At 71.4% G+C, this 18523-nt stretch carries 14 protein-coding genes; 5 read left to right on the top strand and 9 right to left on the bottom strand.

Features of this window, described 5'->3' with window-relative positions; genetic code table 11:
• Positions 1-35: 35 nt before the first annotated feature.
• The 4 genes from OIE67_RS13630 to OIE67_RS13615 form a co-directional block, all read right to left on the bottom strand.
• Complete coding sequence (locus tag OIE67_RS13630) at positions 36-638, bottom strand: TetR/AcrR family transcriptional regulator (protein ID WP_326640121.1); 603 nt, start codon at positions 636-638, stop codon at positions 36-38.
• Entirely contained in the window at positions 605-2119 is a 1515-nt protein-coding gene (locus OIE67_RS13625) for an MFS transporter (protein WP_326640119.1), read from the bottom strand. Before OIE67_RS13625 ends, OIE67_RS13630 begins: the two co-directional genes overlap by 34 nt.
• Positions 2120-2282: 163 nt before the next feature.
• A complete protein-coding gene (locus OIE67_RS13620; protein ID WP_326640117.1) occupies positions 2283-3218 on the bottom strand; it encodes an aminoglycoside phosphotransferase family protein in 936 nt (311 codons plus the stop codon).
• Positions 3219-3286: 68 nt separating this feature from the next.
• Positions 3287-3778: an RrF2 family transcriptional regulator gene (locus OIE67_RS13615; RefSeq protein WP_326640115.1), complete on the bottom strand. Its 492-nt coding sequence runs from the start codon at positions 3776-3778 to the stop codon at positions 3287-3289.
• 85 nt (positions 3779-3863) lie between these two features.
• Between OIE67_RS13615 and OIE67_RS13610 the strand changes: the two genes are divergently transcribed.
• Positions 3864-4619, top strand: coding sequence for an SDR family oxidoreductase (locus tag OIE67_RS13610; protein ID WP_326640112.1), 756 nt, complete (start codon positions 3864-3866; stop codon positions 4617-4619).
• A 163-nt stretch (positions 4620-4782) separates the two neighbouring features.
• On the top strand, positions 4783-5667 hold the full coding sequence (locus OIE67_RS13605; protein WP_326640110.1) for a LysR family transcriptional regulator: 885 nt from the start codon (positions 4783-4785) through the stop codon (positions 5665-5667).
• A 93-nt stretch (positions 5668-5760) separates the two neighbouring features.
• On the opposite strand, the gene OIE67_RS13600 is transcribed toward OIE67_RS13605, so the two are convergent.
• The gene (locus OIE67_RS13600) at positions 5761-7032 is read right to left on the bottom strand and encodes an aspartate aminotransferase family protein (RefSeq protein WP_326640107.1); all 1272 of its coding nucleotides are present in this window, start codon (positions 7030-7032) and stop codon (positions 5761-5763) included.
• Positions 7033-7244: 212 nt separating this feature from the next.
• On the opposite strand from OIE67_RS13600, the gene OIE67_RS13595 reads away from it, so the two are divergent.
• Positions 7245-11969, top strand: a complete 4725-nt coding sequence (locus OIE67_RS13595; RefSeq protein WP_326640105.1) for a GH92 family glycosyl hydrolase — start codon at positions 7245-7247, stop codon at positions 11967-11969.
• A gap of 45 nt (positions 11970-12014) precedes the next feature.
• Here the strand turns inward: OIE67_RS13595 and OIE67_RS13590 are convergent, their stop codons facing one another.
• Genes OIE67_RS13590 through OIE67_RS13580 form a run of 3 tightly spaced genes read right to left on the bottom strand, consistent with a single transcriptional unit; the run spans position 12015 to position 15173 of the window.
• Complete coding sequence (locus OIE67_RS13590) at positions 12015-13358, bottom strand: ABC transporter substrate-binding protein (RefSeq protein ID WP_326640103.1); 1344 nt, start codon at positions 13356-13358, stop codon at positions 12015-12017.
• A 31-nt stretch (positions 13359-13389) separates the two neighbouring features.
• The gene (locus OIE67_RS13585) at positions 13390-14286 is read right to left on the bottom strand and encodes a carbohydrate ABC transporter permease (protein ID WP_326640101.1); all 897 of its coding nucleotides are present in this window, start codon (positions 14284-14286) and stop codon (positions 13390-13392) included.
• 2 nt (positions 14287-14288) lie between these two features.
• Positions 14289-15173 carry a carbohydrate ABC transporter permease gene (locus OIE67_RS13580; RefSeq protein ID WP_326640099.1) on the bottom strand — a complete coding sequence of 295 codons (885 nt, stop codon included), beginning with the start codon at positions 15171-15173 and terminating at the stop codon, positions 14289-14291.
• 198 nt (positions 15174-15371) lie between these two features.
• On the opposite strand from OIE67_RS13580, the gene OIE67_RS13575 reads away from it, so the two are divergent.
• On the top strand, positions 15372-16475 hold the full coding sequence (locus tag OIE67_RS13575; RefSeq protein ID WP_326640097.1) for a LacI family DNA-binding transcriptional regulator: 1104 nt from the start codon (positions 15372-15374) through the stop codon (positions 16473-16475).
• A gap of 18 nt (positions 16476-16493) precedes the next feature.
• Here the strand turns inward: OIE67_RS13575 and OIE67_RS13570 are convergent, their stop codons facing one another.
• Positions 16494-17678 (bottom strand): FAD-dependent monooxygenase, encoded by a 1185-nt coding sequence (locus OIE67_RS13570; protein ID WP_326640096.1) that lies wholly within the window; start codon positions 17676-17678, stop codon positions 16494-16496.
• A 29-nt stretch (positions 17679-17707) separates the two neighbouring features.
• Here OIE67_RS13570 and OIE67_RS13565 point away from each other — a divergent pair, with 29 nt between their 5' ends.
• Positions 17708-18436, top strand: coding sequence for a TetR/AcrR family transcriptional regulator (locus tag OIE67_RS13565; RefSeq protein WP_326640094.1), 729 nt, complete (start codon positions 17708-17710; stop codon positions 18434-18436).
• Positions 18437-18523: the final 87 nt, after the last annotated feature.

The following is an 18523-nucleotide window of genomic DNA, read 5'->3' as shown; positions in this document are numbered from 1 at the left end:
GATCACCGGGTTGGCGCCTGGCTGCCACCTTCACATCAATTCGTGTCGCGAGCGTCCAGCATTTCCCTGATCTGTCCGGCGTCCGGACCTGGATGGGCGCTGGGGAACGGGGATGCGCGTAGTCCCGCGAGATGGATGTCGAGAAAGCGCTCCCAGGCGTCGGGGGCGACGGAGCCGCTCACGGCGACGACACCGCGCACCCCCCAGATCAGGATCTGCAGGTCGCCCTTCGTGGTGCTGTCGTTGATCATGCGATGCTTCTTGGCCTGGGCCAGGAGTTGGTCGAACAGGCCGTCGAGTTGCTCGCCCACGCCCGGTCCCAGGCCACGGATGAACCGGTCGGAATAGCCGAGGTGGTCGATCAGAGATCGGCTGAGGAGGCGGAGGAATTCCTCCAAGCCTGTTCCGTCTCCTCGCGCGAGGGCCCCCTGCGCGGCCGCGACGAGGTTCTCGTACATCGTGCCCACCAGGTGGTCGAGCAGGAGTTCTTTGTTCGGGAAATGGCGGTACACGGTGCCGACGCCGACGCCCGCACGGCCGGCGACGACTTCCATGCCCACATCGGTTCCCAGCTCGGAGAACACCTCATGGGCGGTCCGCAGGATCAGCTCCTGGTTCCGGGCCGCGTCTCGGCGCACGAGAACTCCTCTCCCGGCGCGCCGGGGACGTCCGTTCCCCCGGCACGCGTTGCCAGTTCGCCCTGCTCAACCGGCGGCTCGATCGGAGCCGTCCGTTGCGTGGCGGGGGTTTCGGGTATCAGCAGCGCAGCCACGGCGGCCACCACCAGTACCACCGCCATCGCGGCGAAGCCGAGTGTATAGCCGGACCCCTCCGGCAGGCCGTTCGGCATCAGGTGGGAGGTCACGACGCTTGCCATCAGGGCCGCGCCGATCGAGCCGCCGATCGTTCGGATGTTGGCGTTCATGCCGCTGGCGACGCCGGTTTGCGACGGCGGAACGGCAGCGACGACGAGACCGGACATCGCCGCGTAGACAAGTCCGAGTCCGACTCCGATGAGGGCTGAAGACAGGTAGATCTCCCACGTGTGCTCGTGTGCGACGGCGAGCAGTGCCATGGAGGCGCCGGCGATGAGGCAGCCGAGGACCACGACCCGCTTGGCGCCGATGATCGAGGCAAGGCGGCCGACGAACGCGCCCGACGCGAACATGGTGATCGACGAGGGCAGGAGCAGCAGACCGGACTCGGCGATGCTGGCGCCGAAGCCGTAGCCGGCGGAAGGAGAGGTCTGGACGAACTGCGGTAGGAAGGCGAATACCGCGTACATCGCGGCACCGGTGAGCAGAGCGACCAGGTTGCCGGTCCACACGGCCTTCAGGCGCAACATCCGCAGGTCGATCAGCGGAGTCGCGGCACGCTGCTCGGCGGCGATCCATGCTCCGCCCAACACGAGCGCCCCGGTCAGCAGGCCGATGACAGCCGGTGAACCCCAGCCCCAAGCAGGCGCCTGATTCATCGCCAGCAGCAGGCACACCAGCCAGGCCGAGAGCAGGACCGCGGGCAGCCAGCTCACCGTTCCGCCCCTACGTGCCGGCGATGGCGGCACGAGCAGGTGAGCCGCGGCGGCGGCCGCGACCGTCGCGATCATGGGCAGCCAGAACAGCCAGCGATAGCCCAGGTAGTCGACGATGGGACCGGCCAGGACGATGCCGAGACCCCCGCCGACCGCGCTCAGCGAGGCGATCAGCCCGACGGCACCGGCGACTCTGCCCTTCGGGAACTCGTCGCGGATGATGCCGAAGGACAGCGGGAGAGCGCCGGCGCCGACACCTTGGACGACCCGAGCGATGATCATCACCGTGATGTCCGTGGCCAGCGCCGCCAGCAGGGACCCCAGGGACAACGCCAGGAGAGTGAAGACGAGGACACCTCTCCTGCCCAGGATGTCGCCGACACGGCCGATGATCGGCGTACAGATGGAGGCCGACAGCAGGTACGCGGTCAGGACCCACGTGACGGTGCCCTGGGTGGTGTGCAGGACCGTGACCATCGTCGCGAGGACGGGAGTCAGCAGGGACTGCATCAGGGTGTAAACGACGACCGACGCCGCCAGGACGGCGAAGGTCGCGTTGAGTGGCATACGGCGGGTTCGGGTGTCCAAGGGGACCTCAACCTTCCAGCGGTGCGGTTTACGCCGAGGACTATACCCGAAACGGAAAAGGACCTCCGCTTCCGTTTTCAACTGCCGTCGCCGCGACGAACTCTTCGTCGTCGGGACTCAGCAGGCGGGGACGGTCTCCCGGTGATCGTTTCCGGTCACAGCATCAGGAGAGGCGATCGGTGAGCTGGATGGCCAGGTGGTCGGCCAGGGCGGTGAGGGAGTCCAGGCCCGGGCCGTTCCTGGCGATGCGGTAGCCGTGGCGGCGACCCCAGAACGCCGTCTGCACGGCATGGAAGTGGGCCCATCGCAGCACGCGGTCGCGGTCGAGTTCGGCGGCCTCGGCGAAGACGTGCAGGGCGCGCAGGACGGCCGCGCGCAGGTCGCCGGCCCCCAGGAGGAGGAGCGCGAGCGACTTGAGCAGCGTGCCGCCGTCGTAGGCGGGATCCCCGGCGTAGCCCCTGGGGTCGACGGCCAGCCAGGGCTCGCGGTCTGCGCGCAGGATGTTCCTCGGATGCAGGTCGCCGTGGATGAGGACGTCCGGCTGGAAGCGGCCGAGCTCCCGTACGGTCGCCACGGCAGCGTCCACGACGTACGGCGGCATCGTGTGCGCCAGCTCACCGGCGTCCCTACGCAGTTCCTCCTCCCACTCCCCCGCCCGTTCCCGCAGCCGCGGCAGGCCGGGTGGCGCGGGGACGGCCAGGCGCCGGTTGACGCGCCCGGCGACCGTCACCATCTCCTCGACCTCCGCGACCTGCGCCAACGTGGACGTGCCGGCCCGTTCGAGCAGCATGGCGAAGTGTTCGTCGGCGCGCTCGTACAGGAGGACCGCGCCGCGTCCGCCCCACGCCGCGAACGCGTCCGGCTCGTGCACGTTGCCCGGATGCGGGAACGACACCTTGATCACGGCGCTCGCGCCGTCCCGCCGCCGCACCGGCACGATGACACCGACCGCGCCGTGCGTGATTTCGCCCTCCTGGACGCAGTCCCAGCGCTCGAAGAGGCGCCCGGCGACGCCGGGCAGCTCGGCGAGCCAGGCGGCTCCCGGCTGCCCCTCGCGCTCGACGGTGCCGCGGGCGAACGCCTCGGGTATCTCGATCATCCGAGCACCCTAGCCCGGCCCGATCGAGTCCGCTCCAGCCGTGGATGCCCCACTATGACCACGGACCCTCAGCGCGGCGGGGCCGGACGGGCGATGCCCGCGAGGCGGGCGCGGGTGCGGGCCGGGGCCGCGTCGGGCAGCTCGCCGAGGATGCCGGCGAGGGTGACGCCATCGAGGCTGCGCCGCCAGGCGGCGTGCGCGTCGGCCATCTTGGCGGCCAGGACGCAGATCCGCTCGCACTCCTCGGGTGGCAGCGCGCCCCGCCCTTGCCGGCGGATCTCGCGGCACTCGTACGGCGAGGCCGCGCCGTCGACCGCCTCGACGATGCTCAGCAGCGTGATCTCGGAAGCCGGCCGGGCGAGCCTGAAGCCGCCTCTCGGCCCGGTGGTCGCCGCCAGCACGCCGGCCCTGACCAGCGCCTGCAGCTGCTTGGCCAGGTAGGGGGCGGGCAGGTCGTAGTAGTCGGCCAGCTGCGCCGCCGACGCGGTGGCTCCCGGGTCGAGCTGCGCCAGCGTCGTGGCGCAGTGCAACAGCCATTCGGTGCTCACAGGCAGCTTCACGCCGTCCAGATTATCCCAGATATTGAGGATCTGTTTAGTCCGAGATATGGTCGGCAGGCAATCGACCAGCAAGGGGGAGATCATCATGCGGATCGCAGTCGCCGGTGCGACGGGGAACATCGGAGCGCTCACCGTGGCCGCGCTCGGGCGGGCCGGGCACGACACCGTGGCCATCAGCCGCTCGCTCGGCGTCGACCTGCTGAGCGGCGAGGGCCTCGACGACGTCCTGGCCGGGGCCGACGCCGTCGTGGACGTCGTCAACGGCCCGGCGGCCGGCCGGGAGGAGACGGTGGCCTACTTCGGGACCACCACCCGCAACCTGCTCGCCGCCGAGCAACGGGCCGGGGTACGCCACCACGTGCTGCTCTCGATCGCCGGGGCCCACAAGATCGAGGGCAACGCGCACTACGCCGGCAAGCGGGAGCAGGAACGCCTGGTCACCGCCGGCCCGGTGCCGTGGACGATCGTGCCGGCCACGCAGTTCCACGACTTCGCGGCCATGGTGGCGAGCTGGACCGAGCGGGACGGCGTGGCCGAGATCGCGCCGCTGCTCGTGCGGCCGATCGCGCCCGCCGACGTGGCCGACGTCCTCGCCGAGCTCGCCGTGGGCGCCCCGCAGGGCCGGTACGCCGACGTGGCCGGGCCCGAGCAGCAGGACCTCGTGGACATGGCCCGGCGCACCCACCAGGCGCAGGGCAGGAAGGTGAAGCTGGTGCCGACGTGGTCGGGGCTGTTCGACCCGTCGATGGCGGGCGAGGTGCTGCTGCCCGGCGAAGACGCCCGCATCACGCCGACGACGTTCGAGGACTGGCTGGCCGGCCTGCACCCCGGCGGCCGCTGATCGGCGCAGCGGACCGCCCGCCGGCCGGTACCCCCGCGGTGGCTAATCGGCAAGGCGGACGGGCACCTGCGCGGTGCCTGATCGACGCGGCGAACCGCCCGAGCGGCCGGCATCCCGGCGGCCGCCGAGCCGCACGGAGGCGCGAGGGGGCAGAATGCCCCTGATGCTGGATCTTCATCGGTTACGGCTACTGCGCGAGTTCCGGCGGCGGGGCACGATCGCCGCCGTCGCGCAGGCGCTGTCGTACAGCCCGTCCACGGTGTCGCATCAGCTCGGCGAGCTGCAGGTCGAGGCCGGGGTACGGCTGCTGGAGCGCGACGGGCGGCGGCTGCGCCTCACCGAGGCGGGGCACGTGCTGGCCCGGCACGCCGAAGTGCTGCTGGCCCGCCTGGAGCAGGCGGAGGCCGAGATGGCCGCGGCGGCCGGGGCCGTCGCCGGGGTGGTGCGGGTCGCGGCGTTCCAGACCGCCGCCGTGCACCTGGTCGCGCCCGCCCTGGCCGCGCTGGCGCGGGACCATCCGGGCGTGCGCGGGGAGATCACCGAGCTGGAGTCGGACCAGGCGCTCGACGCGCTGCTGCGCCGCGAGACGGATTTGGCGATCTGCGACGACCACGACGGCCGTCCCCGGCGGGAGCTGCGCGGGCTCACCTTCGAGGACCTGTACGCCGAGCGGGTCCGCCTCGTCGTGCCCCGGGGGCATCCGGCCAGGGAACTGGCCGACGTGGCGGGGGCGACGTGGGCGGGCGGGCACCGCGGCACCAGCCACGAGCGGCTGGTGCGCGAGGTCTGCCTGGCCAAGGGCGGCTTCCAGCCGGACCTGCGGCATCGCGCGACCGACCTGCTCGTCCTGCTGGCCCTGGTGGGGGCCGGTCAGGCGGTCACGCTGCTGCCCGATCTGGCCGGGCCCGAGCGGGAGAGCTCGGTGGACGTGCTCGACATCGGGGTCGGCCGCCGCATCTTCACCGTCGTACGCGACGACGGCCTGAGCCGGCCGGCCCTGGTGGCGACCCGCGCGGCCCTGCGCACGGCCGCCGCCCGCTTCACATGACCGGCGAGCCGTGCTCCTCCACCTCCACCTTCACGTAAGCGAGCGGGCCGCGCGTCCGTCGCCCTCGTCAAGCGACCCGGGCCGGACCAGGGGTCACCTGCCCAGGCCCGTCAGCGCGTCGTCGATGATCTCGGCGGCCGTGTCGATCTCGTCGTCGCTCACCGTCAGCGGCGGGGCGATGCGCAGGCAGGCGGTGGATCCGGCGGCCCGGCCCTTGGTGATGTTCAGCGACAGGCCGCAGGACAGGCAGGCGTCGGTCAGGGCGTCGCCGAGTTCGGCGGCCGGTTCCCTGCTCTCCCGGTCCTCGACCAGCTCCACGCCCCACAGCAGGCCGAGCCCGCGTACCTCGCCGATGGCCTCGTGCCGCTCCCCCAGCTCCCGCAGCCGGCCGCCGAGCCGTTCGCCCGCCTTGGCGGCGCGGGCGGGGAGGTCGTCGGCCACGACCAGGTCGATCACGGCGAGGGCGGCGGCGGCCGGGAGCGGGTCGGACTGGTGGGAGGTGAAGTACATCAGCCCGCGCTCGTAGGCGGCCTCCTCGATGGCGGCCGTGGTGGTGACGGCGCCGATCGGCAGGCCGCCGCCGAACGTCTTGGACAGCGTCACGAGGTCGGGCACGACGCCGGCCAGGTCCATCCCGAACATGGCGCCGAGCCGGCCGAACCCGGTCTGCGCCTCGTCCAGGATGAACAGCATGCCGCGCTCGCGGGCCAGCTCGGCCAGCCTGGCCAGGTAGCCGGGCGGCGGCACCACGACCCCGCCGGACGACAGCACGGGCTCGGCGATGACGGCGGCGCGGGCGCCGGTGGTCTGCTCGTCGTACAGCTCGAAGCCGACCTCCAGGCAGGTCATGTCGCAGGTGTCCGCGCAGTGCCGGATCGGGCAGCGGTAGGAGTACGGGGCCGGGACGGTGAAGACGCCGGGGACGGTCGGGCCGTGGCCGCGCCGCCCGGCGGAGAAGGTCAGTGCCTGGCTGCCGGCGGTCATACCGTGCCAGCTCCTGGTCAGCGCTACGACCTCGAACCCGCCGGTGACGAGTTTGGCGATGCGGACGGCGCCCTCGTTCGCCTCTCCCCCGGTGCTGACGAACATCGAGTGGTCGAGCCCCGGCGGCAGCAGGCCGGCCAGCCGCTCGGCGAGCTCCAGCACCGGCGGCGACAGGAACCGGGAGTTGAGGTGGATCGCGGTGTCGAGGGAGCGGCGGATCGCCTCGGCGATGCGGGGATGGTTGTGGCCGATGGTGGCGCAGATCTGCCCGGAGGTGAAGTCGAGCAGGCGGCGCCCGTCCACGGTCTCCAGCCAGGAGCCGGAGGCGCGGGCGATCACGTCCGGGGAGAACTCGCCCGAATAGCGGATCAGAGGTGACATGCGCCGATCGTGCCTCCGGCTGAATCGCCTGGTCCAGCGCAGGTTTTCGACCGTTATCCGGTGACAGACCCGCACGGTCGGGCGGTGGCGGGGTGAGGGAGCTGACAGCGCTGTCTTGACACGGTGAGTTGGGTTTGCGAGGTTCTATGCAGATCGGGGTTGACAACGTTGTCATGTTCTTACTGGCCGCTGAACCGTACGAGAGGTCCCCGATGAAAAGATCCGTCCTGACCGCACTCTTATCCCCCCTCATCGCCCTCGCTCTCGCCGCTCCCGCCACCGCGGCGCTCACCGCGCAGAAAGGCCCGACTCCCATTCCGAATCCCGGCCCCACGGGCACCCCGTCCCCAGGCCCCTCCTACAGCCCGCCGCCCGATCCGAAGCCGGCCGAACCCGCCGCGCCCGCCGGGGAGGTGAGCAGGGCGGCCCGCGACGGCCAGAGTCTGGCCAAGGCCGAGGGCGCCGCCTTCGCCTCCTCCTTCGAGCCCGGCGATCCGCAGCCGACCTGGGTCAACACCTCCGAGAAGTCCCGTGACATCACCGGCTGGCTGCCCGGCGGCATCGAGGGCACCCTCTCCGACAAGATCACCGCGATCTCGGCCAGCGGCGAGAACATCGGCGGCGGCGAGACGAAGGAGAACCTCGCCGACACCGACGCCGGCACCAAGTGGCTGGTCTTCGCCGCCACCGGCTGGGTCCAGTACACCCTGTCCGAGCCGGTCACGGTCGTCCACTACGCGCTGACCTCGGCGGGCGACGTCCCCGAGCGCGATCCGCGCGACTGGGAGCTGCAGGGCTCCCCCGACGGCCGCACCTGGGTGACGCTCGACACCAGGACCGGCGAGACGTTCGGCGCGCGCCTGCAGCGCAAGGAGTACCGCTTCGCCGGCACGACCGCCTACCCGCACTACCGGCTCAACGTCACCCGCATCGGCGCGGGCTCCACGCTGCAACTGGCCGAATGGGAGCTGTCGGACGGCAGCACCGGCCCCAAGCCGCCCAGCGCGATGCGCACCCAGGTGGGCGACGGGCCGCACGGCGGCCACGTGTCCAAGCCGCGCGCCGGGTTCTCCGGCCTGCGCGCCCTGCAGTACGCGGGCGGCACCACCTCGGACAAGGGCGGCCGGGCCACGAACAAGGTGTTCGAGGTGGACATCCCGGTCACGGCCACGACGGAGCTGTCGTACGTGGTCTTCCCCGAGTTCACCGCGGCCGACCTGCGCTACCCCAGCACGTACGTCTCGGTGGACCTGGTCTTCTCCGACGGCACCCACCTCAGCGGCCTGAAGGCGGTCGACCAGCACGGCGTCCGGCTGGCGCCGCGCGAGCAGGGCGAGTCCAAGACGCTCTACGCCGACCAGTGGAACTACAAGCTGTCCCGGATCGGCGAGGTGGCCGGGGGCAAGCGGATCAAGCGCATCCTGGTGGCCTACGACAGCCCGGCCGGGATGGCCGGGTTCCGCGGCTGGGTGGACGACATCAAGATCGTCTCCGAGCGGCGGCGGCAGCCGTACGAGGGGCGCGGCGAGCACAGGTCCGGCCCTTCGCAGTACGTGGTGACCACCCGGGGCACCCATTCGACCGGCGGCTTCTCGCGCGGCAACAACTTCCCCGCCACGGCGGTGCCGCACGGGTTCAACTTCTGGACCCCGATGACGGACGCGAGCTCGATCAGATGGCTGTACGAGTACCACCGCGCCAACAACGCCGCCAACCTGCCCGAGATCCAGGCGTTCACCGCCAGCCACGAGCCCAGCCCGTGGATGGGCGACCGGCAGACGTTCCAGTTCATGCCGTCGGCGGCCGAGGGAGTGCCCGATCCGTCGCGGACCGGCCGGGCGCTGGCCTTCCGCCACGAGCGTGAGGTGGCGCAGCCGCACCTGTACGCGGTGACGTTCGACAACGGGCTGAAGACGGAGATCGCGCCGGCCGACCACGCGGCGCTGGCCCGCTTCACCTTCCCCGGCACCGCCGCGAAGCTCGTCTTCGACAACGTCAGCAACGACGGCGGGCTGAGCCTCGACGTGTCCGGCGGCGTCGTGACCGGCCACTCCGACGTGCGCAGCGACCTGTCCACCGGGGCCACGCGCATGTACTTCTACGCCGTCTTCGACCGCCCGGTCACCGGCGGCGGCAAGCTGACCGGCCAGGGCCGCGACGACGTGCTCGGCTACCTGTCCTTCGACGCGGGCTCCGCACGCACGGTGAACATGCGCATCGCCTCCTCGCTGATCAGCGTGGAGCAGGCGAAGAAGAACCTGGAGCTGGAGGTCTCGGCCTCCGACACGGTGGAGACGGTCAGCGAGCGGGCGCGCCGCGCCTGGGACGCCAAGCTCGGCGTGATCGAGGTCGAGGGCGCGAGCCGCGACCAGCTCGTCACGCTCTACTCCAATCTCTACCGTCTGTTCCTGTATCCGAACTCCGCCTTCGAGAACACCGGCACCGCCGGCGCGCCGGTCTACCGGCACGCCGTGCAGTCGTCGACCGAGACGCCGCCGGTCACGCGGGTGGCCGACGGAAAGGTGTACGTCAACAACGGCTTCTGGGACACCTATCGCACCACGTGGCCGGCGTACGCGCTGCTCACGCCACGCGCGGCGGGTGAGATGGTGGACGGGTTCGTGCGCCAGTACGAGGACGGCGGCTGGATCGCCCGCTGGTCCTCGCCCGGCTACGCCGACCTGATGGTCGGGACGAGCTCCGACGTGGCCTTCGCCGACGCCTACCTCAAGGGCATCACCGGGTTCGACCCGGAGAAGGCGTACGAGGCGGCGCTGAAGAACGCCACCGTCGCCCCGCCCACCCGCCACGTGGGCCGCAAGGGCCTGTCGACCTCCCTCTTCCTCGGCTACACCAGCATCCAGTCCACGGGCGAGGCCATGTCGTGGGCCATGGACGGCTACATCAACGACTTCGGCCTGGCGAACATGGCCAAGGCGCTGGCCGGGCGCTCGACGGGCGTGAAGAGGGCCCGCTACCTGGAGGAGTACGAGTACTTCCGCGACCGGGCGCGCAACTACGTGCACATGTTCGACCCGGCGGTCCGCTTCTTCCAGGGCAGGAACGCCGACGGCTCCTTCCGCCGCAAGCCGGCCGCCTACGACCCGGGCCTGTGGGGTTACGACTACACCGAGACCAACGGCTGGAACATGGCCTTCCACGCCCCGCAGGACGGCCGCGGCCTGGCCAACCTGTACGGCGGCGCGGACGAGCTGGCGGCCAAGCTGGACGCCTTCTTCGCCACCCCGGAGAAGGCGCTGTCACCGGGCTCGTACAACGGGATCATCCACGAGATGACCGAGGCCAGGGACGTGCGCATGGGCCAGTACGGCCACAGCAACCAGCCCTCGCACCACATCGCCTACATGTACGACTACGCCGGCCGGCCGTGGAAGACCCAGGCCAAGGTGCGGGAGGCGCTGTCGCGGCTCTACCTGGGCAGCGAGATCGGCCAGGGTTATCCGGGCGACGAGGACAACGGGGAGATGTCGGCCTGGCAGGTCTTCAGCGCGCTCGGCTTCTATCCGCTGCAGATGGGCAGCCCGTACTACGCGATCGGCTCGCCGCTGTTCGAGAAGGCGACCGTGCGCCTGGAGAACGGCAGGAAGCTGGTGATCAGGGCGAAGGGCAACAGCGCGCGCAACGTGTACGTGCAGGGGCTCAAGGTCAACGGCAGGCCGTACGGGAAGACGTACCTGCCGCACGACCTGATCGCCGAGGGCGGCGAGCTGGAGTTCGAGATGGGGCCGCGGCCGTCGCGCTGGGGCACCGGCCCGGACGCGGCGCCACCGTCGATCACCCACGACGACCGGGTGCCCGCGCCGCTGCGTGACGCCACCGGGCCGGGGCGCGGCACCGCGTCGGCGGCCGGCGGCGCGGACGTGAGCGCGCTGTTCGACGACGACTCGGCGACCCGGGCGGCGCTGCCCGCGTGGGTCGGCTACCGCTTCGACGGCGACCGGCGGGTGAGCCACTACACGCTCACCTCGGGGTCCGGCGGGCCCGAGGAGGATCCGACGGGCTGGGTGCTCGAAGGCTCCGCCGACGGCGAGAAGTGGAAGGTGCTGGACGAGCGGAGCGGCGAGAGCTTCCCGTGGCGGCGGCAGACCCGGCCGTTCAAGGTGGCCAGGCCGGGCGCGTACGCGCACTACCGGATCACGTTCACCGGCGGGACGTCGCTGTCGGAGATCGAGCTGCTCGCCGCGGCGGCGCCGTCCACCTCTCCGGTGGTCGTCGAGGCCGGCGGCGCCTTCGCCTCGCCCGGCGAGAGCGTCACGCTGACCGCGAAGGTGTCCAACCACGCCGAGCGGCCCGTCACCGGCTCGCTGACCGCGGCGGTGCCGCAGGGCTGGAGCGTCCAGCCGGCGTCGGCGGACTTCGGCCTGCTCGCGCCGGGCGCGTCCAGGACGGTGGAGTTCCAGGTGGCGGTGCCGGCGGCGGCCGGTCCCGGATCCCATCCGGTGCTGCTGTCGGCGGTCTCCGCCCTGGGGACGACCGCGGAGCGGGTGACGGTCACCGTCGTCGGCGACACCGTGCAGTTCACGCCGGGCACCCCGGCGGAGGAGCCCTGGCTGCTGGACGAGGGCGGCTCCCAGCTCGACGGCGAGGTGCACGACGGGCGGGCCCGCTTCACCGACGGCGACGCGGCGGCCGTCTACCGGTTCGAGCTGCCGGCCCGGGTGACCGGGGGCACGCTGACGCTGGACATCGGCAACCAGTTCCTGGTCGAGGTCTCGGCCGACGGCCAGACCTGGCGGACGGTGCTGCGGGAGGAGGAGAACGTACGTGATCTGTCCAACCGCGAGGAGCGCGCGCTCGACCTGCGCGAGGTGCGGGGTGACAGCCGCGGCTTCTTCCTGCGCGTCCGCGACAGCCGGCCGCAGGACGGCTGGGGGTCGTGGCTGGCCAGGGTACGGCTGGACCTGACCAGCGGGTGAGACGACGGCCGTGCCCGGGGGTCCCTCCGGGCACGGCCGTGGCTCTTACTGCACGCTGAAGCCCTGCTCCTGCCCGTACTTGACGGAGGCGTCCTGCCACGCCTTGAGCCCGTCGTCCAGCGTGGTCGAGGAGATGTAGGCCTTGCCGACGCTGTCGTTGAAGACGCTGTTGGCGTACACCTGGTACGGCAGGTACGACCAGCCGGGCACGACCTGGGCGGCGGCCTCGGCGAGCACCTGGTTGACCTGCTGGTCGCCGAAGTAGGGGAACTTCTTGTCCTTGAACGCCGCCGCGTTGAGGTGCGCGGTCGTGGCGGGGAACGCGCCCGCGTCCAGGCGGGTCTGGACGCCCTCGTCGACGCCGGCGTACTTCATGAACGCGTAGGCCAGGGCCTTGTTGGCGCTCGCCTCGGGGACGGCCAGCGAGCTGCCGCCGTTCTCGGAGGTGGCCTTGCCGCCGCTCTCCCACTGCGGCATCGGCGCGACGCGCCACTTGCCGGACGCCGCCTTGACGCCGCTCTCGAAGTTGGCCGGCATCCAGGCGCCGATCACGAGCGTGGCGATGGTGCCGTCACCCAGGCCCTTGTACCACTCGTCGCTCCACCCGTTGATCGGCGCGAGCAGCTTCTCCGAGATGAGCTGCTGCCAGGCGGCGGTGAACTTCTTGGTGCCCTCGTCGGCGAAGTCGATCGCGACCTTGGTCCCGTCGACCTGGTACGGCTTGCCGCCGGCCTGCCAGATCATGCTGGTGGTGAAGCCGGCGTCGCCGGTGTCGCTGGTGATGTACGCCTTCGGGTCGGCCTTGTGCAGCTTCCTGGCCGCCTCGATGTACTCCTCCCAGGTCTCCGGCACCTTGATGTCGTGCTTGTCGAAGACGTCCTTGTTGTAGAACAGGGCCATCGGGCCGGAGTCCATGGGCAGGCCGTAGATGCCGGTGCCGGAGCGGACCGAGTTCCACGGGCCGGGGGTGAAGGTGCCTTCGAGCTTGTCCGCGCCGAAGGGCGTCAGGTCGGTGACCGACTTCGACAGCGCGAACTGCGGCAGGGCGTAGTACTCGATCTGCGCGACGTCGGGGACGCCGGAGCCGGCCTTGATCGCGTTCTGCAGCGCGGTGTACTGGTCGTCGCCGGTGCCGGCGTTGACCAGGTTGACCTTGACCTTCGGGTACTTGGCCTGGAAGCCGGTGACGACCTGCTTGAGCGTCGGCTCCCAGGCCCAGACCGTGATCGTGCCGCCGGCGTTCAGCGCGGCCTCCTGGTCGGTGGCCGACGTGCTCTGGGCCGGGGCCGCGCCCTGCCCGCCGTCTCCCGGCGAGCCGCAGGCCGTGGCGATCAGCGATACCGACAGGGCCGCGCCCGCTAGGAGAGCGCGGCGGCGGGTTATCGTCATGGTTGTCCCTTTCGTGGAGATGCGGCGCCGGTCACTCCTTGACGCTCCCGGCGGCCAGGCCCGACTGCCAGTACCGCTGGAGCAGCAGGAACGCCACGATCAGCGGGACGATGGTGAGCAGGGAACCGGTGATCACGAGGTTGAAGATCGCTTCGCCGCCCGCGGTGGTCGCCTGGGCGTTCCAGGCGCTGAGGCCCAGGGTCAGCGGATACCAGCCGGGGTCCTTCAGCATGATCAGCGGCAGGAAGTAGTTGTTCCAGGTCGCGACCACGGTGAACAGCAGCACGGTGACGATCCCGGGGGCCAGCAGCGGCAGGCTGATGCGGAAGAAGATCTGGAACTCCCGCGCGCCGTCCATCCGGGCCGACTCGAGGATCTCCCTCGGCACGGCGTCGACGGCGAAGGTCCACATGAGGTAGAGGCCGAACGGCGACACCAGCGACGGGATGATGACCGCCCACGGCGTGTTGGTCAGGCCGAGGCTGGAGAACATCAGGAACGTCGGCACGGCCAGCGCCGTCGCGGGCACCGCGACCGCGCCGATCACGACGGCGAAGACGGCGGTCTTGCCGGGGAAGTCGAACTTCGCCAGGCCGTAGCCGCCGATCGTGGCCAGCAGCGTCGCGCCGCCCGCGCCGGCGACCACGTAGAGCAGGGTGTTGAGCAGCCAGCGGGTGAATATGCCGCCGTCGTAGCTGAAGGCGGCGGCGATGTTGGAGAACAGCGCGAAGTCGTCGTCGAACCACAGGCCGAAGGAGTTGAGCAGCCCCTCCTGCGTCTTGGAGGCGTTGATCGCCAGCCACGCCAGCGGGAGCAGCGTGTAGATCAGCATGATCGAGGTCAGCACCGTCAGCGTGACGCTGCGCCGGCGGCGCGGCGAGGGACGGCGGTGGCGGATCACCAGCGGGCCGCGGGTGGTGGCGGTCACGGTCAGACCTCCTTGCGCATGCCGCGCAGCTGGACGGCGTAGGCGATGATCATCGTGATCACGCCCATGACGATCGCGACGGTGGCCGAGTAGTTGTACTGCTGGCCGGCGAAGGACAGCGTGTAGGCGTAGTAGTTGGGCGTGAAGGAGGACGTGATCGCGTTCGGCGCCAGGTTCTTCAGGATCGCGGGCTCGTTGAAGAGCTGGAAGCTGCCGATGATGGAGAAGATCGTGGCGATCAGCAGGGCGCCGCGCAGGGCGGGCAGCTTGATCGCGACGATGATCCGGAACTGGCCGGCGCCGTCGATCTCCGCGGCCTCGTACAGCGACGGGTTGACCACGCGCAGGGCCGAATACAGGATCAGCATGTTGTAGCCGACGAACTCCCAGGTCACGACGTTGCCGAGCGAGGCCAGGATCAGATCGGCCGACAGCGGGTCGGGCAGCCGCACGCCGAGGAGGTCGCTGAGGTTGGCGACGAGGCCGAAGCGGGTGCCGTACATGAAGGCCCACATCAGCGTGGCCACGACGGCGGGGACGGCGTAGGGCAGGAACACCGCGATACGGAAGAAGCTCGCCCCGTACAGCCGGCCGCTGTCGATGGCCAGCGCCACCAGCAGCGCCAGGAACAGCATGATCGGGACCTGCACCACCAGGAAGACCGCCACGTTGCCGAAGGCCGACCAGAACAGCGGGTCGGCCAGCGCCTTGAGGTAGTTGTCCGCGCCGACGAAGGCGGTGCCGCCGATCAGCTGGGTCCTGAACAGGCTCAGATAGATCGAGTACGCGATCGGCGCCAGGAAGACGAGCGCGAACACCGCCATGAAGGGTCCGACGAACCGCCAGCCCGCCCAGGACCGACGCGCCCTGGGCACTGTTGCGACCACCCGTGCACTCCTCACTCGCCGCTTTTGTCAACGCAAACACCTACTGCGGGGGGAGGCGTGGGATGGCCGCTGACCGAGGGTCGCCGTGGGGTGTCCCACAGTTATGTTTACGTAAACTTCTGTTGCGGTATCGTGGCACCGGCCGTACGGGCCGGTCAAGGCACCCCCCGGGATGCTCGTTGCGGAGGCAGGCGGACGATGGCAGTGACGACCGGGCAGGACCAGGATCCCGGCCCCGAGCCGGGAACCGGCAGCGCGCAGCGCGGTGGCTCCGGCGTCCCCGGCGGGCGGCGCAAGCAGCGGGTCTCCATGGCCGACGTCGCCCAGCGGGCGGGGGTCTCCTCGCAGACGGTCTCCCGCGTCTCCAACGGTCATCCCGGCGTGATCGACTCCACCCGCGAGCAGGTGCTCAAGGCGATGCGCGAGCTGGGCTACCGGCCCAACAGCGCCGCCCGCGCGTTGCGTTACGGCCAGTTCAACACCATCGGCGTCATCCTCTTCGGGCTGTCCTCGACCGGCAACAGCCGCACCGTCGAGGCCATCGCCACCCACGCCGCCGCCGAGGGCTACGCGATCACGCTGACGCCCATCGACGTGCCGACCCAGGACAACGTGCTGGGGGCGTTCACCCGGATGGGCGAGCTGGCCGTGGACGCGGTCATCGTCATCATCGAGGTCCACCTGCTCGACGCCGGCACCGTCACGCTGCCGCCAGGTGTGCACGCCGTGGTCGTCGACTCCGACGCCGGCGACCGCTACAGCGTGGTCGACACCGACCAGGCCGACGGGGCGCGGCGGGCCGTGCACCACCTGCTCGGCCTGGGGCACCGGACCGTCTGGCACGTGACGGGGCCGCGGACGTCGTACGCGAGCCAGCGCCGGGCCCAGGCCTGGCGCGACACCCTCCGGGAGGCCGGGCGACCGGTGCCCGAGCCGCTGCACGGCGACTGGTCGGCCGGGTCCGGCTACGCCGCCGGGCTCACCCTGGCCGACGAGCCCTCGTGCACGGCGGTCTTCGCCGCCAACGACCAGATGGCTCTGGGGCTGCTGCGCGCCTTCCACGAACGCGGGCGGGCCGTGCCCGGCGACATCAGCGTGGTGGGTTTCGACGACATTTCCGACTCCGCCTTCTTCGTCCCGCCGCTGACCACCGTGCACCAGGACTTCGCCGAGGTCGGGCGGCGGTGCGTGCAGCGGGCCCTGGCGCAGATCCGCGAGAACGAGGCGTCCCGCCCCGGCACCGACCTCGTCCCGACCCGCCTGGTGATCCGCGCCAGCACGGCCCCGCCCCGGCGGCCCTGACCCAGATCGCCCGGGCGCTCAGACAGGCTCGCCGACCGGCTCCTCCCATTCGAGGTGGTGCTCGTAGATCCAGCGGCTGGGGTCGGCTCCGGTCCTGGCCGCCAGCTTCATGCCCAGGCTCATGACCAGGTCGCGGGGCACCCTGGCGAGCGGGCTGAGCGCCTTCCAGCCGCCGGTACGGTTGCCCTGCTCGACGACGCGCTCGACCCGGCCCCGGCGCAGCCGCTCGTACGCCACGAACGCCGCCTCCACCCCCGGGCCGTCGCGCAGGCACTTGGCCAGGACCACGGCGTCCTCGACGGCCATCGCCGCGCCCTGCCCGATCGACGGCGCGGTGGCGTGGGCGGCGTCGCCGATGACGACCATCCGGCCGCGGTGCCAGCTCGGCACGCGCGGCACCTCATAGGAGTTCCAGCCCGCGAGAATCTCATCGGTCGCCGCGATGATGTCAAGGGCGGGGCTCCGGTCGTTCCTGAACAGCTCGCTCAGCCGGTCCCGCCACTCCCGCGCGGTGATCGCGGCCAGCTCGGCGGGGCCGAGTTCGACGGGTTGCGCGGGGTTGGCGGCCCACCACACCTCGCCCCCCGGGTGAGCGGTGTGGACGAAGAAGCAGCGCTTGCCGAAGACGGCCCGCATCATGCCGGGTTCCGCGCCGGTCGAGACGCCGCGCGCGTACCCTCCCACGTTGAGCAGGCCGGTGTAGCGCGCGCCCGGCGCGTCCGGGTCGATGAGCCGGCGCACCGCCGAGCGCAGGCCGTCGGCGCCGATGAGCAGGTCCACCTCGGCCATGGCGCCGTCGGCGAACGTCGCCAGCACGCCGCCGCCCGGGGTGTGGGCGGCGGCGGTCAGGCGCTTGCCGTACTCGATGCGCAGGTCGTGCCCGCGCAGGAACCGGTAGAGGTCGGCCCGCTTGACCGTCCTGCTCACCACACCGCCGTGGGCGTAGGACAGCTCGCCGAGCCGCCTGCCGGAACCGCTGGCGATCGTGATGCCGGGGGTCTCGAAGCCGAGTCCGCCGACGTCCAGGTCGAGCGCGCGCAGGGCGTCGAGCGCGTTCGGCGCGAGCGTCAGGAAGGCGCCCGCCTGGTCGGCCGTCCTGTCGTACGCCTCGTAGATCACGGCGTTGACGCCCGCCTTGCGCAGGGCGATCGCGGTCGCCGTGCCCGCGATCCCGCCACCCGCGATCAGTGCAGTGTATGTCATACACCAAGTCTATGACATACACTGGCCGGATGGATCTCTGGGAACGACTCGAACGGCCCGAGCCGGAACCGAAAATCGGGCTGAGCCTGCCCCGGATCGCGCGGGCGGCCGTGGAACTGGCCGACGAGGGCGGGCTGGAGGCGGTGTCGATGGCCCGGGTCGCCGCGCGGCTCGGCTTCACCACGATGTCGCTCTACCGGCACGTCAAGAACAAGGACGAACTGCTCCTGCTGATGCTCGACTCAGTCGCCGGCGTGCCCGCCTCGCTCGACGAGCCGGGTAACGACTGGCGCGACGGGCTGCGCCGCTGGTGCCGGGCCCAGTGGGAGATGCTGCGCACCCACGCGTGGATCGTGCATCTGCCGATCACCGGGCCGCCCGCCACGCCCAACCAGCTGGCCTGGACCGACCGGGCACTGGCCGTGCTCGGCGGAACGGGGCCCGGTGGGACGGGACTGGACGAGCGGGACAAGGCCGGGGTCGTCCTGCTGGTGGCCACGTACATGCACGCCACCGCCCGGCTGGGCGCCGACCTCGGCTCGGCCGCCTCCAGCGCGTCGATCGCCGCCCACAGCGCGCTGCTCGGCTCCCGCGTGGACGCCCGGAAGCTGCCGGCCCTGCGCGCCGCCGTGGACGCGGGCGCGTTCGACTATCCGGCCGGTGTGCCCGAGGACGAGCGGCGCCTCGGCTACGAGTTCGGGCTGGAGCGGATCCTCGACGGGGTGGAGGCGCTGATCAACGCCCGGCGCGCCCTTTGACCTGGAGCCGACTCCGCGTCATAGCGTCGCCGGCATGACCACTGAACAGCACAAACGCGGTTAGGGCCGCGGAGTCCGCAGCACCAC

This window comes from Nonomuraea fuscirosea (assembly GCF_035917475.1).
GTDB lineage: Bacteria > Actinomycetota > Actinomycetes > Streptosporangiales > Streptosporangiaceae > Nonomuraea > Nonomuraea fuscirosea.
The sequence above is the reverse complement of the archived record's forward strand: the minus strand, read 5'-3'. Positions and strand labels throughout refer to the sequence as shown.

Excerpts from the sequence above, each read along its gene's own strand:
- OIE67_RS13620 (WP_326640117.1), bottom strand. The coding sequence starts at position 3,218 with ATGATCGAGATACCCGAGGCGTTCGCCCGCGGCACCGTCGAGCGCGAG.
- OIE67_RS13610 (WP_326640112.1), top strand. The coding sequence starts at position 3,864 with ATGCGGATCGCAGTCGCCGGTGCGACGGGGAACATCGGAGCGCTCACC.
- OIE67_RS13605 (WP_326640110.1), top strand. The coding sequence starts at position 4,783 with ATGCTGGATCTTCATCGGTTACGGCTACTGCGCGAGTTCCGGCGGCGG.
- OIE67_RS13600 (WP_326640107.1), bottom strand. The coding sequence starts at position 7,032 with ATGTCACCTCTGATCCGCTATTCGGGCGAGTTCTCCCCGGACGTGATC.
- OIE67_RS13595 (WP_326640105.1), top strand. The coding sequence starts at position 7,245 with ATGAAAAGATCCGTCCTGACCGCACTCTTATCCCCCCTCATCGCCCTC.
- OIE67_RS13590 (WP_326640103.1), bottom strand. The coding sequence starts at position 13,358 with ATGACGATAACCCGCCGCCGCGCTCTCCTAGCGGGCGCGGCCCTGTCG.
- OIE67_RS13575 (WP_326640097.1), top strand. The coding sequence starts at position 15,372 with ATGGCAGTGACGACCGGGCAGGACCAGGATCCCGGCCCCGAGCCGGGA.
- OIE67_RS13570 (WP_326640096.1), bottom strand. The coding sequence starts at position 17,678 with ATGACATACACTGCACTGATCGCGGGTGGCGGGATCGCGGGCACGGCG.
- OIE67_RS13565 (WP_326640094.1), top strand. The coding sequence starts at position 17,708 with ATGGATCTCTGGGAACGACTCGAACGGCCCGAGCCGGAACCGAAAATC.